Origin of the sequence: Actinomycetospora termitidis (assembly GCF_030286555.1) — a bacterium.
In the GTDB taxonomy this organism is placed as follows: Bacteria; Actinomycetota; Actinomycetes; order Mycobacteriales; family Pseudonocardiaceae; genus Actinomycetospora; species Actinomycetospora termitidis.
In genome coordinates this window covers 873,868-888,249 of sequence record NZ_JASVWF010000003.1, presented here as the reverse complement: position 1 = coordinate 888,249, position 14,382 = coordinate 873,868, and the positions used below count along the sequence as shown (strand labels likewise).

The following is a 14,382-nucleotide window of genomic DNA, read 5'->3' as shown; positions in this document are numbered from 1 at the left end:
GCACAGGCAGTCCGGGCCGTTTCCCCTCACTGGCCCAGGAGGAGCTTGCGCCACTGCTCCACACGGTCGTCGGACACCCCGGCGGCCCGCACGAGATCGCGGGCGCCGTCGCCGTCGAGGCGGTCGAGCACCCCGACGATGTCGTCGCGGTCCACCCCGATGTCGCCGGCGGCGACGACCCCCGGCCGGATCGCGCCCCGCCGCTCCAGCCGACGCTGCAGGCCGATCCGGCGGGCGTTGGTGCGGGCGAAGTCGGCGTCCACGGCGGCGCGGGTGACCCCGGCCAGGCGCAGCAGGATCGCGAGCGCGACGCCCGTCCGGTCCTTGCCCGCGGCGCAGTGGACGAGGACGGGGTGCGGGCCGTCGACGACGGTGTCGAGCAGTTCCGGCACCCACGAGGCGGCGGAGTCGACGAGCGCGAGGTACAGCGCCCCCGGGCCCATCCGGTCGTCCCGGTCGCGGGCGAGGAGCTCCGGCGCGAGGGTGTCGATCAGCGGCAGGTGGACCCAGCGGGTGCCGGCGAGTGGGTACGGGTGGTCGAGCTCGCGGTCGCTGCGCAGGTCGACCGCGACCCCGGGCGGCCAGGCGAGGCCCGCCGGCCAGCCGGGCGAGTCCGGCCCGTCGTCGGCGAAGGGCGCGTCGCCGCGCAGCAGGATGCCGGCCCGGGTGCGAAGGCCGTCGACGGTCGGGAGCCCGGCGACGTCGCGGATGTTGTGCGTCGGAGGGCCGGGCGGGACGTGCGCCTCGACGTCCCGGCGGGTGCTCGCCTCCCGGCGCAGACGGCGGATGCGGTTGAGGGGGTTCCTCACGCCTCGCATCCTCACAGGCCGGCGGCCGACCTCGGGTGCCGGTGTCGGCGATCCCACCCCCGGATCGAATGAACGGCACTCTCGCAGCATCTACGCGCGCGAGAGTGCCGCTCGTTCATCGGAAGGGCCCGCGATCCGACATCGGGACGGGTCAGACCGAGAAGCCGAACGGCAGTTCCAGACGGTGCTCCGCCAGGAACGCCGGATCGGCCAGCAGTTCCCGGGTCGGTCCGTCCGCGACGACGACGCCCTCGTCGATCACGACCGAGCGCGGGCAGAGCTGCAGGGCGTACGGGAGGTCGTGGGTGACCATGAGCATCGTCCGGTCGAGGCCGAGCAGGACCTCGGCGAGCTCGCGGCGCGCGACCGGGTCGAGGTTGGACGACGGCTCGTCGAGCACCAGGATCTCCGGGTCGCAGGCGAGCACGGTCGCGAGCGCGACCCGCCGTCGTTGCCCGCCCGAGAGGTGCATGGGGGAGCGATCCGCGTGCTCGCCCATCCCGACCGCGTCCAGCGCCTGCTTCACCCGCAGCGACAGCTCGGGCTCGATCACCCCGAAGTTGGCGGGACCGAAGGCGACGTCGTCGCCGACGGTGGGCATGAACAGCTGGTCGTCGGGGTCCTGGAACACCACGCCGACCCGGCGTCGGATCTCCTGCAGGTGCGGCTTCGACACCTCGAGCCCGCCGACGCTCACGGTGCCCGCGCCGGCCCGGTGGACGCCGTTGAGGTGCAGCACGAGCGTCGTCTTGCCCGCGCCGTTGGGGCCGAGCAGCGCGACCCGCTCACCCCGCTCGATGCGCAGGTCGACCCCGAACAGCGCCTGGTGGCCGTCGGGGTAGGCGAACGCGAGGCCGGAGACCTCCAGGGAGGGGGTCACACGTACCCCGTCGTCGCGAGGACGACCGCCGCGGCGGCCGGGAGGAGCGCCAGCGTCCATGTCCGTCGGCTCGTCACGACGTCTCCGAGCAGAGGCATGGTTCCGGTGTACCCGCGGGCGAGCATCGCGAGGTGGACGCGCTCGCCACGCTCGTAGGAGCGCAGGAACAGCGTGCCGACCCCGCGGATCGTCGGGCCGATCTGCCACAGGAACCGTGGGTCGTGCCCCCGGGCCACCCGCGCCAGACGCATCCGCCGGGCCTCGGCGGCGATCACCTCGAGGTAGCGGACCATCAGGGTCGCGATCGTCGTGACCAGGCCCGGCACGCGCAGCCGGGACAGGCCCGCGAGCAGGTCGCGCACCGGCGTCGTCATGCCGAGCGTCACCGAGATCAGCACGCCCAGCGTGCCCTTGACCAGGATGTTCCAGCCCGCGAGCAGGCCGTCGACCGACAGCGAGAGTCCCAGGAACTCCGTGCGCGGGCCGGTCGCGAAGAACGGCAGCAGCACCGCGAGGACGACGAACGGCGCCTCGATCAGCGACCGCGCCGCGATCGCCGCCACCGGGAGCCGCGCCGCGATCCACACCGCGACGAGCAGCGCGAGGTGCGCGCCGAACACCCAGAACGCCTCGCGTGGCGTCGCGACGACCGCGATCACCATGACGAACGCGACGACGACCTTGACGTGGGCCGGCAGCCGGTGAACGACGCTGTCACCGGCGTGGTGGAGGGAGTGGGCGTGACCCGCCCCCATCAGGGGCCCGAACGGCGCCGCAGCAACCAGAAGAGGCCGCCCGCCACGGCCAGCGTCGCGATGACGCCGACGACGCCCGCCAGGCCGGTCAACGCCTCGTTCCCGCCCACCGCGTAGTCGGCGAAGGGACTGCCCGCCGTGGCGTGCTCCCCGGCGTTCTGCGCGATGCACTCGCCCTGGAGCTGCTCGCCGCCCTCGGTCTCGACGGCCTCGCAGCCCGACTGCGTGACGGCGTCCAACCCGTCCGGGGAGCTCGAGGCCAGGTAGGACGCGCCACCGGCGAGCAGCAGGGCGACCAGCAGGAAGGCACCGAGGAAACCGGCGTAGCGGCGGTTCTTCGTCGGGGTGCTCATCGCGGCGTGGTCTCCTTGATCGTCAGGCCGGCGCGCTCGCCCCGGAGCAGGTACACGAGATCGGGTCGGACCGCGGCGACCGCACCGACCGTGAGCGCGGTGATGATCCCCTCCCCGATGCCGATCAGGGCGTGGAACCCGGCCATCAGCCCGAACACCGTGCCGAGCGCGAGCCCCTGGCCGCCGAGGGCGTACTCGAGGACGAAGCCCAGCGAGGCAACGACGGTGTTCACCCAGGCCGCCACGAACGCCGTCAGGATCAGCCCGGCGCGCGACCGGCGGGCGAGCGGACGCATCGCCACGGCCACCGCGAAGCCGACGAAGGTGCCGATCAGCGCCATGTTGGTGATGTTCGTACCGAGCGCGGAGAGCCCGCCGTCGGCGAAGAGCAGGGCCTGCAGCACCAGGACGATCGCGACGCACAGCGCCCCGACGTACGGCCCGACCAGGATCGCCGTGAGCGCTCCGCCGAGCAGGTGGCCGCTGACCCCGGGAAGCACGGGGAAGTTGAGCATCTGGACCGCGAACACGAACGCGGCGACCAGGCCGGCGAGCGGCGCGGTGCGGTCGTCCAGGTCGCGGCGGGCCCGGGCGACGCAGATCGCCAGCCCGACCAGCGCCACCAGGCCGAAGGCCAGCGACACCGGCGCGTTCACGATGCCGTCGCTCATGTGCATCGCGACCAGCTCGGTCGTCATGCGCGCGCTCCTCACCCGTTCGTGATGTCAGGGTGAAGAGTGTCGCAACGACATGCCTGTCGCACTAGTCCTGCGACTACACCGGACTGGCCGTTCGGTCAGTGGCCCAGGCACCTTCCGGGTGCAAGCAATGCCCTGTCGGCGTGCTGAATCGACCTGCTTGCAGACCCAGCGCCAGGAACTCCGGCTTCGTCAGCTCGCGAGCATGAAGAACTCGAGGGCGTTGCCGTCCGGGTCCTTCACCGACAGCGCGAGCCCGTAGTCGGCCTCGACGATGCCGGAGTGCTCGATCCCGACGGCGTCGAGGTGGTCGCGCCACGCGGCCACCGCATCGGGATCGGAGCACCCGAAACCCACGTGGTCGAGGCCGACGCGGGCCGGGTCGAAGCGGTCGTCCGAGGCGACGGTCTCGTGCTGGGTGAGCCCGAAGAGCTGGCCGTCGGCAAGGGCGAAGACCCGCCGTCGGAACGGGCCGTCGGAGAGGGTCATGGCGGGCTCGGCGCCGAAGAGCTTCGTGTAGAAGGGCTCGCTGACCGAGAGGTCCCGGACGGACATCGCGACGTGGTGCACGGCGGGGATGGCAGGCATGACGGTGCCCTGCCCGGTTGTGCACGATCCCATGCGCGTCCGACCATGCTCGACCGATCCCGAGAGCTCAGGCGGCCACCGGGAACCGCCGCGGCCCGCGCAGGATCGTCGCCGTCTTCGGCACGGCCCGCCCCGCCGCGCGCAGTCCGGGCATCCGCTCGGCGAGCATCCGCAGCGCCACCGTGCCCTCGAGCCGGGCGAGCGCCGCGCCCAGGCAGTAGTGCGCGCCGCCGGAGAAGGCGAGGTGCGGCGTGGTCTGCTCGCGGGTGAGGTCGAAGCGGTCCGGGTCGGGGTGGGCCTCGGGGTCCCGGCCGGCGGCGGCGAGCAGCACCAGCACCCCGGAGTCGCGGCGCAGCGGCATTCCGTCGATCTCGACGTCCTCGTGCGCGATCCGGGCGGTCAGCTGGACGGGCGGGTCGTAGCGCAGCGTCTCCTCGACCGCGCCGGCGGCGAGCCCGGGGTCGGCGACGAGGGCCTCCCACTGCCCGGGCGTCGCCTGCAACGCCCGGACGGCGTTCCCGACGAGGTTCGTCGTCGTCTCGAACCCGGCGACCAGCAGTAGCTGCGCCAGCGACACCAGCTCGTCGATCGTCATGTCCCCGGCGTCGAGCGCGCCGACGAGCTGGGAGACGACGTCCTCACCGGGCTCGACCCGCCGTCGGGACACCAGGGACTCGAACAGCGAGCGGGCCTCCGAGGTGGTGCGGGCCAGCTCGTGGGCGTGGGCGACCGAGCGGACGCCGTCGAGCGAGCTGCCGAGCGCCCGGCCCCAGGCCGCGAAGCGGTCGGCGTCGACCTCCGGGATCGCGAGCAGCCGGGCGATCACGGTGATCGGCAGCGGGGCGGCGAGATCCCGGACGAGGTCGAAGCGTCCGCGGGCCGCCGCGCGGTCGAGCAGGTCGGCGGTGACGGTCTCGGCGACGTCGCGGTACTGCTCGAGGCGGCGCGGGGCGAAGGTCGGCTGGGCGAGGCGGCGCAGCCGGGTGTGGTCGGGCGCGTCGAGGCCGAGCAGGGACAGGTCCACCGGTTCGAGCAGCGACTGCCCCTCCTCCGGGGCGAAGGGCTGCCGTCCGTCGGCCAGGCGCACCCCGAAGCGGCGGTCGCGGAGGATGCGCTCGCACAGGTCGTGCGTCGCGACCGCGCTGATCCCGGTCCGACTGCGGACGACGCCGCGCGGGGCGCGGACCGTGGCGTACGTGGGGTACGGGTCGTGACGCCACGGCTTGTGCATCAGCCGGGCCACCGGGTCGCCCCGCAGGGCCAGCGCCAACCCGCCCGCCCGCATCGCGGCGATCCGGCCGCCGAGGGCGACGTCCTCACGCAGGGTCACGGAACTCCTCGCGGTGCGTTGTGTGTCACGTGGCCGGGGCGCGGTCGTCGGGCGACAGTGGAACCGGACCTCCACTGTGCCAGCGGACCGGCGGGGTCGGAGCGGAAGGAGCCACCACGTGACGAGCGAGGCCACGACCGGCGTGCTGCCGGTTCCCGACGAGGCCGACGCCGACCCGGCGTCGCTGCTCGCGGAGTGGCGTCCCGGCGGGAGCACGTGGTTCTCCGGGCCCCGGGGCGGACTGCTGGCCCGCGGGGTGGCCCGTCGTGTGGAGGACCCCGACGAGGCCGGTCGCGTGCTGGGCGCGGGTGACGTCCTGGTCGGAGCCCTGCCCTTCGACCCGGCCGCGCCCGCAGCCCTCGTCGTGCCCGAGCAGGTCACGTGGGCGCGGCCGCTCGCGCGCTCGGCCGGGCGCCGGGGTCGGGGGGCCGACCCACGGCACTGGCGGTCGTTCCCCGTGCCCGAGCCGGCGGGCTACGAGGCGATGGTGGCCGAGGCGCTGCGCCGGATGGGCGAGGGCGGGCTCGACAAGGTCGTGCTGTCCCGCGTGCTCGACCTCGTGCGCGACGCTCCCATCGACCAGCCCGGGATGCTGCGCGAACTCGCCGCCCGGAACCTCTCCGGCTACGTGTTCGCGGTCGACCTGGGCGCGACCTCGTCGCTCATCGGCGCGAGCCCGGAGCTGCTGGTGTCGCGCCGGGACGGTGAGGTGGTGGCCAACCCGCTCGCCGGCTCCGCGCCGCGACGTGCTGACCCGGTCGACGACGAGGCGACGGGCGCGGCCCTGCTGGCCTCGGCGAAGGACCGGCACGAGCACGCGCTCGTCGTCCGCGAGGTGGCGGCGGCGCTGCGGGCGTCCTGCGACGACCTGGACGTTCCGGAGGAGCCCAGCCTGATCCGCACGGACGCCCTCTGGCACCTCTCGACGACGATCCGCGGGCGCTCCTCCGCGTCCTCGCTGGACCTGGCCCGGTCGCTGCACCCGACGCCTGCCGTCGGGGGTGTTCCGCGGGAGGCGGCGCGCCGGGCGATCGGCGAGCTGGAACCGTTCTCCCGGGGCTTCTACACCGGCATGGTCGGCTGGACGGATGCCTCGGGCGACGGCGAGTGGGTGGTCGCCCTGCGCTGTGGCGAGATCAGCGGAGCGACCGCGCGGCTCTACGCGGGCGCGGGCATCGTCCCGGGCTCCGTCCCGGCCTCGGAACTGGCCGAGACGACGACGAAGCTGGAGACGATGCTCGCGTCACTGTGAGCGGACGATGATCAGCCGGACGACGAACCGGTACCCCGTCGGCAGGACCTCCGAGTAGGCCCCTCCGGTCGCGACCGCGATCCGCTCGGCCTCCCTGATCAGCAGATCGGCCGTGAGCCCGCCGGGCAGGAACAGGTGGACGCGGTCCGCCAGAGTTCGCGGTGACGTCCACAGGATGACCGGGATCCGGCCGTTGTTCGTGTGGATGCGGGCGGTCCGGAAGGCAGTGCGCAGTCGGTGCTGCAGGACCACCGCCCGCACGCGGAGCCACACCAGGTGGCGGACCTGGGGGATCCCCAGCGGAAGCGTTGCGAGCGCGACGAGCCCCACGACGACGAATGGCGTGAGTCCAGCGAACCAGGGCGCCAGGGCGATCAGCGCTGCCACCAGGAGTACCTCGTAGCGCCAGCGCCACAGCAGGACGAGCGGGTTCGGCCGGCGGACGGGCCGGATCGCGTGGTCGATCGCGCCGAGCAGGTCCTCCGGCTCGAGGTTCATCGGCCCTCCCCGGGAGGCAGGTCGAGGCGCTCGGCCGTGACCTTGACGGGCTCGTTCTCGACGACGGGGGTGGCTGCGCTGTCGAGGACACCGCGACCGGCGCAGGCGGGGCACTCCTCGTTCCCGCCGTAGCCGGCGCCGTCACAGCGTTCGCACGCGCTGAGTCGGTCCCACCGTGGGTCGCGGTAGCTCCGGCCGGTCCCGCCGCGGATGGGTTCGACGGTCCACCCACGGGCGTGGGCGCGGAGATCGTCCTGGAGGAAGAGATCATTCGCGAGTCGTGTGCACATGCGTTGACACGCGCGGTACAAAGGCTTCATCGCTTTTGCTCCTGACCGGGAGGGGAAGTCGATACGGGTCGCGTGTAGCGACCCGAGCGCGCACCGCCGGAGTGATGATCCGGCGCTGTGATCGCAGAGAAGGCGTTGTGCGGACGCGTTGCAGCGCGTCGGTGCAGCGCCTTTCTCTGTCTGTCCCAGTGGTGCACGAGAGATCGTCTCGTGTCGTGTGGTCTCCGGTCCGTCCCAGTCGATCACTCCTCCCCGCCGGGGATAGATCGGCTCCTGGGGGAAATCCACGTCCGAGTCATCTGGACCGATGATCTCGGCGTGTCCTGCGACGCCCCCCGCCGCTGAGGTCTACTTTGACGTCCGCCATACTGACCTGGCAAGTGACAACTTTGCGTCGGTCAAGGATCCACTCACTCGGCGGTGTTGTCCTGCGCGGCGGAAGGTGTTCGTCCGGTGACCGATGGTCCGACCCCGACGACCCTGCGCCGTCAGCTGGGCGCGCGGCTGCGCCAGCTGCGCCAGGAGCGGGGTGAGACGGCCCAGCAGGTGGCGGACGCCCTGGGCTTCTCGATCAGCAAGGTGTCGCGCATGGAGTCTGGTGCGCGAGCGGTCAGCGAGCCGGATATCGAGGCGATAGCTACCTATTTCAATCTCCACGCCGAGGCCGCACTCGAACTCACTCAGACTGCTCGGGCCGGCCGACGGCGGCGCGATGCCTGGGTCGACGTTGCGACTACCGGTACAGACTTCCAGCGATTTGTTCAGTCTGGCTTCGTCGAGCTGGAGAGAGATGCGGAGTACGTTCGAGAGTTTAATTCTGGAGTAGTGCCGGGCCTGCTTCAAACGGCACGGTACATGCGCGCGATGATGCAATCATCGATCCCTCGCGATAAAGAGTTGCTTGAGAGGGCGATCTCTCTTCGGTTAAGTCGTCAGAACCGACTCGATCTAGAGAATCGGTATGCTGTCATAGTCGACGAGGCCGCGTTGGCTCGATGGATCGGCGGAGCGGACGTCATGGCTGAACAGATGCATGCGATGTTGCAGCGTATTGACTCTGGCGCCGTCAAACTCCGGGTGATTCCATTTACCGCGGGCTTTCACGCTGGACTCAACAGCGTGTTCGTGGCACTGAAGATGGGTGTCGTCGGGGTTCCGGATGTTGTTTTCGTCGAAGGCCTCGTCGGCTTTCAACAGATCGATGGTTCCGAAGATGTAGGAAAGTTTGAAGAGGTCTGGCGCGAGCTTGCTCAGATCGCTGTTCCGTCGGTCGAGTCACGGCGCATCCTGGAAAGCTATGAGGCGATCTACCACGCCGCGGCCGGTGAGCGGTTGAGCTAGAGCGGTCAGTGGTAGTTCGTTCGCCAACGGACTTAGCGAGTTGCTGTGGCTCATGCCACACGACCAACTTCATCGACCGTCAGGCGCGCCCCCGCGCGTACGCCGGTGCGCCCGAGCGATCATGAGAGGACCCTGAGAGCACCATCGGCATGCTTCGTGACTTGCCGGTGATCACACCGTGACCAGGGGGAACTCGTACCGTGATGATTGATGGGCGTTCGCTGACATGGCAGAAGGCGCAAGCGAGCGTTCCGGGCGGTATGTGCATAGAGGTCGCTCCGTGTGATGGCAGTGTAGCGCTGCGTGACTCCAAGTGTCCTGAACAGGGTGCCTTCTTGTACTCAAAGTTGGAGTTCGCTGCCTTCGTCGATGGTTGCCGACGGGGAGAATTTGATCATCTCTTCCGTTGAGCCGGTGGCGTGACGAACGCGGCGGGGCCCGGGGCTGGTGAAAGTTACCAGCGGGTGTCATCGTCGTGTACCTCTCGATCTCCTGGCGGGGAGACACAGAGCGAGGGGTCGACATCGAGGTGCTGCAACCTGACGAGCAAGCACGACTGACGTGGTGGAAGGCTCGCGCGAGCGCTGCGGCTGGGATGTGTGTGGAGATCGCAGCGCTGCCGCACGGAGTGGCAGTACGTCAATCGGTCACGCCTGAGGACGGGGCATTGGTCTTCTCAAGTGAGGAGTTCGCTGCGTTCCTCGACGGCGCCAAGCGTGGGGAGTTCGACCACCTGGTGGAGATCCCCGCACCGAGAGGCACATCAAGCACGTCGTGAGGGCATCCGAGGTGCCTCATGTGCTTCTCGGCGGGCCGTCACACTGGTGGCGTGACCACCTGGGCCGAGATACGGGCGGAGCGGACGCTCTACGAGGACGATGGGGCGCTCGTGCTGGACAAGCCCGTCGGATGGTCGGTGATGGGCGAGCGGCACGACACCGACCTCGTGCGGATCGCGGCCGACGACGGTGAAAAGCTCTGGCCGGCGCACCGGATCGACAAGGTGACGTCGGGCGTCGTGCTGTTCGCCAAGCAGCTCGAGGCGCACGGTGACCTGACCCGGCAGTTCACCAAGAGAACCGTCGAGAAGGTCTACCTCGCCGTCACCGCGTCGACCGGCCTCCCCGACGAGGGGCGGATCGAGCTGCCGCTGTCGGTCGGGCGGAAGAACCGGGTGCGGATCGCGGCGGCGCGCGAGGCGATCGCGGAGCACGACGGAGTGTGGACCGTGCCCGACGACGCCGTGGACACCTCGAAGGAGGTCTACCCGAGCACCACGACGTTCACGAAGCTCGACGAGACCCCCGCCACGACGCTGCTCGAGGTGCACCCGCTGACCGGCCGTCGGCACCAAATCCGGGTGCACCTGGCATGGATCGGCCACGCCCTGGTCGGGGACCCGCTGTTCGAGAAGAACCCGGCCACCCGCACCGGCCTCCACGCGCGCCGGCTGACGTTCGACGCCCCGGACGGGACCCGGCGCACCGTCATTGCGGAGCCGGACGAGGAGTTCCGCGCCCTCCTGACAGCGAGTGCGACATAGGGCAGGTGCGGCGGTCCCGGAAGCTGCGTCACGTCGCACTCGCGCGCGGCGAGCGCTCAGGCCAGCGCCTCCGCCAGCAACGCGAGCGACGCCTCGAGGGTGTCGGCGTCGACGACCGGGAAGAACTCCAGCAGCTGCGGGTCGGTGACGGCGGACCAGTCGTACGACAAGGTCACGCGGGTGCCCTCGCCCTCGGCCTCGAACGTGTACGTCCACGTGTAGCCCGCGGGCCGCTGGCCCGGGCCGGCCGGCGCCCAGCCGAGGGCGACGTCGGACTCGTACACGACGACGTGGTTCTCCGTCGTGTAGTCGCCCATCTGCTCGTTGTGCATGTCCATCGTGAACACGTCGCCGAGCTCGGTGAGGGCGAGGTGGGTCTGCGACGCGCGCACCATGCCGGAGGCGTCGATGTCCGGGTGCCGGTCCGGGTCGGCGACGAGGGCGAACGCGCGCTCCGGCGGCGCGTCGACCAGGCGGGACACCTCGATGCTGCGGTCGGACGTCATGCGCATGATCGTGGCACGACCGGGGGTACAGCCATCTCGTGGGAGCACGCATCACGCTCGTGCAGGGCGACATCACGACCCAGGAGGTCGACGCGATCGTCAACGCCGCGAACTCGGGGCTCCTCGGGGGCGGCGGGGTGGACGGTGCGATCCACCGCAAGGGCGGGCCGGAGATCCTCGCGGAGTGCCAGGAACTCCGGGCGACGACGCTGCCCGACGGGCTGCCCACCGGCCAGGCGGTCGCGACGACGGCCGGCGAGCTCCCGGCGCGGCACGTGATCCACACCGTCGGCCCGGTCTACGCGAAGTCCAAGGACCGTTCGGACCTGCTCGCGAGCGCCTATCGCGAGTCGTTACGGGTGGCCGACGAGCTCGGGGCCCGCACCGTCGCGTTCCCGGCGATCTCGGCGGGCGTCTACGGCTGGCCGATGGACGACGCCGCTCGCATCGCCGTGCAGACCGCCGCAACCACCCGGACGGCCGTGGAGGAGGTCCGCTTCGTGCTCTTCGGCGACGAGGCGTACCAGGCGTTCACCCGCGCGGCCGAGCAGCAGGGCTGACCACTCGCCCGCTTGCTCCACGGCCTTCCCGACGACGGGTGGCCGGCGCCCGGGTTGCCCGGGTGCGAGCCATCTCCCGTCACCCACTCGGCTCGTGACCGTCCCGTTCCCGCGTCGTTGTCGGTTTCGTGCGCGCTCGGGGGGAGCCGTGTGCGCATGCCGGCGCGGCGCGCGGCCGGCGCGCGAACGAGCGAGCGAGGTTCATTGAGCAAGGGCAGGCACCGCAAGCAGGAGCGCCCGGGCACGGGGCGCCTCATGATCTCCGCCGCCGCGGTGGGGATGGGACTGGTCCAGGCCTCCGGGATCGCCGCGGCCGCACCGGCGGGCACGGCGCCCGGCGTCGGCGGCACGCCGTGCACGACCCCGACCATCAAGGCGTGCGTGGATCTCTCCGAGAACAAGACGTGGCTGCTGGACGGCCGGGGCAACGTCGTCTACGGACCGGTGACGAACACGCACGGCGGCAAGGGCCACGAGACCCCCACCGGCGACTTCATCATCCAGCGCAAGGACCAGTACCACGTCAGCCAGGAGTACGAGGGCGCGCGGATGCCGTACGCGGTGTTCTTCGACAACAACGGCCGGGCGTTCCACCAGGGCACTCTCGACCGGCAGTCCGCGGGTTGCGTCCGGCTGAACGAGACCGACGCGAAGCGCTTCTTCGAGCACCTGAACCCGAACGACCGGGTGCAGATCGTCCAGTAGCGCCACCGGAGGGCCCCGTCGACCACGCGGTCGGCGGGGCCCTCCGTGCGTCTCAGGCCCGTCGGCGCAGCACCATCGCGACCGCGCCGATCACGACGACCACCGCCAGCACCACGAACGGCCAGGCCGGGAAGCCCCCGCCCTCGTCGGGGGCGGGCGCGGCCGACGCGGCCGGGCTCGGGGTCACCGGCGGGGCCGCGGCGGCGGCCGGCGTCGCCGAGGCGGCCGCCGGCCCGGGCGTCGTCAGCGTGAACGACAGCGCGCCCGAGATCGGGTGCCCGTCGCTCGAGACGACCCGGTAGCCGACCTCGTAGCGGCCGGCTGCCCCGAGCGGCCCGACACCGACGGAGATCTTCTCCCCCTCGGAGGTCGGCGCACCGGACTCGTAGTGGGTGGTGCCGTCCGGCCCGACGACCGTGATCGTGGCGGTGCCGGCGGTCGGTGCCTCACCGAAGGTCAGGGTGATCCGCGACGGGGCGGCGGCGACCTGGGCGCCGTCGGCGGGGTCGCTGCCCTCGAGCACGTCGTGCGCGAGCGCGGGGCCCGTGCCCAGGAGCGTCAGCAGGCCGACGAGCACGGCGACGAGGGCAGGGCGGAGGAACGCGCGACGAGGCGCGTGGTTGATGGTCATGGTCCCTTCTGCGGGGGTCGGGGGGTGGTCACGCGGCGGCGGGACGCACCGGCGGACCTCGCAAGGGGCGGGCACGGAAGAGGACGGCGGGGCGGTGCCCGCGCTCCACGGGACGGACGACGGAGACCGACCCCCACGTCGGGGCGGGCGGGCCCGTCCGCAGCAGGTCGAGCACCGCGCCGACGCGGGCCGCGACCATGGTCGCGACCGCGCGGTCGGCCCCGGCGGCGCCGAGCGCGACGAGCAGCGTGACCACCGCGTGGGCGGCGACCATCGACGGCGACGGACCGGCGGGCGGCATCCCGGCCATGTCGTGCGCCGCGTGCTCGGCACCCGTGCCCAGCGTGAGGTGCCACCCCAGCTGCCCGACCGCCAGCACGACGGTCAGGCGCACGACACCGACCCGCCGCCGGACCACGAGGGCCGCGAGACCCGCCGTCAGGAACGCGACGGCCAGGACCGGGAGGCCGACCTCCGGCAGCCCGCCACCGGCCTCGACGTGCGCGGCCGCACCGAGCGTCGGCGCGAGGGCGCCGACGCCGAGCGCGCGCGCTCCCGTCGAGGTCATGGGCCCACGGTAGGCGAGCCCTCCGACAGCCTCAGCCGGCGTTCAGGCAGGTGCTCACCCAGCTCGCGACCTCCCAGGCCGCCTGGTGCGCCGTCGTCGGCAGCAGGCGCGGCATGGACACGTAGCCGTGGCAGGCGCCCTGGTAGTCGGTGTAGCGGACGGTCACGCCCGCGGCCCGGAGCGCGTCGGCGTACCGGATGCCGTGGTCGCGCAGCGGATCGTGCTCGGCGGTCTGGACCAGGGCGGGCGGGAGGTCGGTGACGTCGGCGCGCAGCGGGGAGGCGTAGGGGACGGTGCCGTCGGCACCGCCGAGGTAGAGCCGGGAGAAGCCGCGGATGTCGCTGGCGTGCAGGATCGGCGCGGTCGGGATCGCGCGCTCCGAGGGCAGGACGTCGATCATCTCGGTGCCCGGGTAGATCAGGCACTGCGCGCCGATCGTCGGGGCCGCCTCCCCGCGACGGCGGGCGTCGCGGGCCATCAGGCAGACCACGGTCGCGAGGTTGCCGCCGGCGCTGTCGCCCATCACCGCGACCCGTGCCGGGTCGACGCCCCACCGGCCCGGCTCGGCGACGAGGGCCTCGACCGCGGCGTAGCAGTCGTCCACCGGCCCGGGGAACGGGTGCTCGGGCGCGAGCCGGTAGTCCACCGAGACCACGACCGCGCCGGCCTGCAGGGCGACCTGGCCGCAGAACCAGTCCGACTGGTCCAGGTCGCCCTGCACGAAGCCGCCACCGTGGAAGTTGACGACGACGGGTGCGGGGACCTGCGCGACGTGCGGCGGCCGGTACACCCGCACCGGCAGGGCCGCCCCGGGGACGTCGAGGGAGGCGTCCTCGGTCACGACCCGCCGGTCGTGCCGCCCGACGACCGCGCGCCCCGCGGGCCCGGCCTGGATGCGGCCGGAGCGCTCGCGGGCGGCGGGGACGTCACCGGGCGGGAGGTCGGCGACCGAGCCGCCGAGGGTGCTGCGCAGGACGCCGAGCACGCGGGTCCGGAGGGGGAGACGCATGGTGTGAGCTTCGCTCAGGTGAGCAGTCATTGTCGCCATAGCGACAACTACTGCTCACCTGACGAA

19 protein-coding genes are annotated in these 14,382 nt (G+C 72.1%); 7 read left to right on the top strand and 12 right to left on the bottom strand.

Features of this window, described 5'->3' with window-relative positions; translation table 11 throughout:
* Positions 1-26: 26 nt before the first annotated feature.
* The 7 genes from QRT03_RS17745 to QRT03_RS17715 form a co-directional block, all read right to left on the bottom strand.
* Positions 27-809, bottom strand: coding sequence for a tyrosine-protein phosphatase (locus QRT03_RS17745; protein ID WP_286054262.1), 783 nt, complete (start codon positions 807-809; stop codon positions 27-29).
* Between the two features lie 151 nt (positions 810-960).
* On the bottom strand, positions 961-1,689 hold the full coding sequence (locus QRT03_RS17740; RefSeq protein WP_286054260.1) for an energy-coupling factor ABC transporter ATP-binding protein: 729 nt from the start codon (positions 1,687-1,689) through the stop codon (positions 961-963).
* Positions 1,686-2,444 carry a cobalt ECF transporter T component CbiQ gene (gene cbiQ / locus QRT03_RS17735; protein WP_286054259.1) on the bottom strand — a complete coding sequence of 253 codons (759 nt, stop codon included), beginning with the start codon at positions 2,442-2,444 and terminating at the stop codon, positions 1,686-1,688. The genes QRT03_RS17740 and cbiQ overlap by 4 nt, the downstream gene beginning before the upstream one ends.
* On the bottom strand, positions 2,444-2,797 hold the full coding sequence (locus tag QRT03_RS17730) for a PDGLE domain-containing protein (protein ID WP_286054258.1): 354 nt from the start codon (positions 2,795-2,797) through the stop codon (positions 2,444-2,446). Before QRT03_RS17730 ends, cbiQ begins: the two co-directional genes overlap by 1 nt.
* Positions 2,794-3,495, bottom strand: coding sequence for an energy-coupling factor ABC transporter permease (locus QRT03_RS17725; protein ID WP_286054257.1), 702 nt, complete (start codon positions 3,493-3,495; stop codon positions 2,794-2,796). The genes QRT03_RS17730 and QRT03_RS17725 overlap by 4 nt, the downstream gene beginning before the upstream one ends.
* Positions 3,496-3,687: 192 nt before the next feature.
* Positions 3,688-4,083, bottom strand: a complete 396-nt coding sequence (locus QRT03_RS17720) for a VOC family protein (RefSeq protein ID WP_286054256.1) — start codon at positions 4,081-4,083, stop codon at positions 3,688-3,690.
* Positions 4,084-4,150: 67 nt separating this feature from the next.
* The gene (locus tag QRT03_RS17715; RefSeq protein WP_286054255.1) at positions 4,151-5,413 is read right to left on the bottom strand and encodes a cytochrome P450; all 1,263 of its coding nucleotides are present in this window, start codon (positions 5,411-5,413) and stop codon (positions 4,151-4,153) included.
* 118 nt (positions 5,414-5,531) lie between these two features.
* Here QRT03_RS17715 and QRT03_RS17710 point away from each other — a divergent pair, with 118 nt between their 5' ends.
* Positions 5,532-6,665 (top strand): isochorismate synthase, encoded by a 1,134-nt coding sequence (locus QRT03_RS17710; RefSeq protein WP_286054254.1) that lies wholly within the window; start codon positions 5,532-5,534, stop codon positions 6,663-6,665.
* Here the strand turns inward: QRT03_RS17710 and QRT03_RS17705 are convergent.
* Positions 6,657-7,163, bottom strand: coding sequence for a hypothetical protein (locus QRT03_RS17705; RefSeq protein WP_286054253.1), 507 nt, complete (start codon positions 7,161-7,163; stop codon positions 6,657-6,659). The two genes, QRT03_RS17710 and QRT03_RS17705, sit on opposite strands and share 9 nt — an antisense overlap.
* Before the next feature lie 743 nt (positions 7,164-7,906).
* Here QRT03_RS17705 and QRT03_RS17700 point away from each other — a divergent pair.
* The 4 genes from QRT03_RS17700 to QRT03_RS17685 all read left to right on the top strand — a co-directional run bounded on the left by QRT03_RS17700 (position 7,907) and on the right by QRT03_RS17685 (position 10,337).
* Positions 7,907-8,794, top strand: coding sequence for a helix-turn-helix domain-containing protein (locus QRT03_RS17700; protein ID WP_286054252.1), 888 nt, complete (start codon positions 7,907-7,909; stop codon positions 8,792-8,794).
* 203 nt (positions 8,795-8,997) lie between these two features.
* Positions 8,998-9,204 carry a DUF397 domain-containing protein gene (locus QRT03_RS17695; RefSeq protein WP_286054399.1) on the top strand — a complete coding sequence of 69 codons (207 nt, stop codon included), beginning with the start codon at positions 8,998-9,000 and terminating at the stop codon, positions 9,202-9,204.
* A gap of 65 nt (positions 9,205-9,269) precedes the next feature.
* Positions 9,270-9,572 (top strand): DUF397 domain-containing protein, encoded by a 303-nt coding sequence (locus QRT03_RS17690; protein WP_345783262.1) that lies wholly within the window; start codon positions 9,270-9,272, stop codon positions 9,570-9,572.
* Positions 9,573-9,623: 51 nt separating this feature from the next.
* Positions 9,624-10,337, top strand: a complete 714-nt coding sequence (locus tag QRT03_RS17685) for an RluA family pseudouridine synthase (protein ID WP_286054251.1) — start codon at positions 9,624-9,626, stop codon at positions 10,335-10,337.
* A 56-nt stretch (positions 10,338-10,393) separates the two neighbouring features.
* On the opposite strand, the gene QRT03_RS17680 is transcribed toward QRT03_RS17685, so the two are convergent.
* Positions 10,394-10,843, bottom strand: a complete 450-nt coding sequence (locus tag QRT03_RS17680; RefSeq protein WP_286054250.1) for an SRPBCC family protein — start codon at positions 10,841-10,843, stop codon at positions 10,394-10,396.
* 38 nt (positions 10,844-10,881) lie between these two features.
* Between QRT03_RS17680 and QRT03_RS17675 the strand changes: the two genes are divergently transcribed.
* Both QRT03_RS17675 and QRT03_RS17670 read left to right on the top strand, forming a co-directional pair.
* Entirely contained in the window at positions 10,882-11,403 is a 522-nt protein-coding gene (locus QRT03_RS17675; RefSeq protein ID WP_286054249.1) for an O-acetyl-ADP-ribose deacetylase, read from the top strand.
* Positions 11,404-11,607: 204 nt separating this feature from the next.
* Positions 11,608-12,108: a L,D-transpeptidase gene (locus tag QRT03_RS17670; protein WP_286054248.1), complete on the top strand. Its 501-nt coding sequence runs from the start codon at positions 11,608-11,610 to the stop codon at positions 12,106-12,108.
* Between the two features lie 52 nt (positions 12,109-12,160).
* On the opposite strand, the gene QRT03_RS17665 is transcribed toward QRT03_RS17670, so the two are convergent.
* Genes QRT03_RS17665 through QRT03_RS17655 form a run of 3 tightly spaced genes read right to left on the bottom strand, consistent with a single transcriptional unit; the run spans position 12,161 to position 14,316 of the window.
* Complete coding sequence (locus QRT03_RS17665; RefSeq protein WP_286054247.1) at positions 12,161-12,739, bottom strand: copper resistance CopC family protein; 579 nt, start codon at positions 12,737-12,739, stop codon at positions 12,161-12,163.
* A gap of 28 nt (positions 12,740-12,767) precedes the next feature.
* Complete coding sequence (locus tag QRT03_RS17660) at positions 12,768-13,307, bottom strand: hypothetical protein (protein WP_286054246.1); 540 nt, start codon at positions 13,305-13,307, stop codon at positions 12,768-12,770.
* Between the two features lie 31 nt (positions 13,308-13,338).
* Positions 13,339-14,316, bottom strand: a complete 978-nt coding sequence (locus tag QRT03_RS17655) for an alpha/beta hydrolase (protein ID WP_286054245.1) — start codon at positions 14,314-14,316, stop codon at positions 13,339-13,341.
* Positions 14,317-14,382 lie beyond the last annotated feature (66 nt).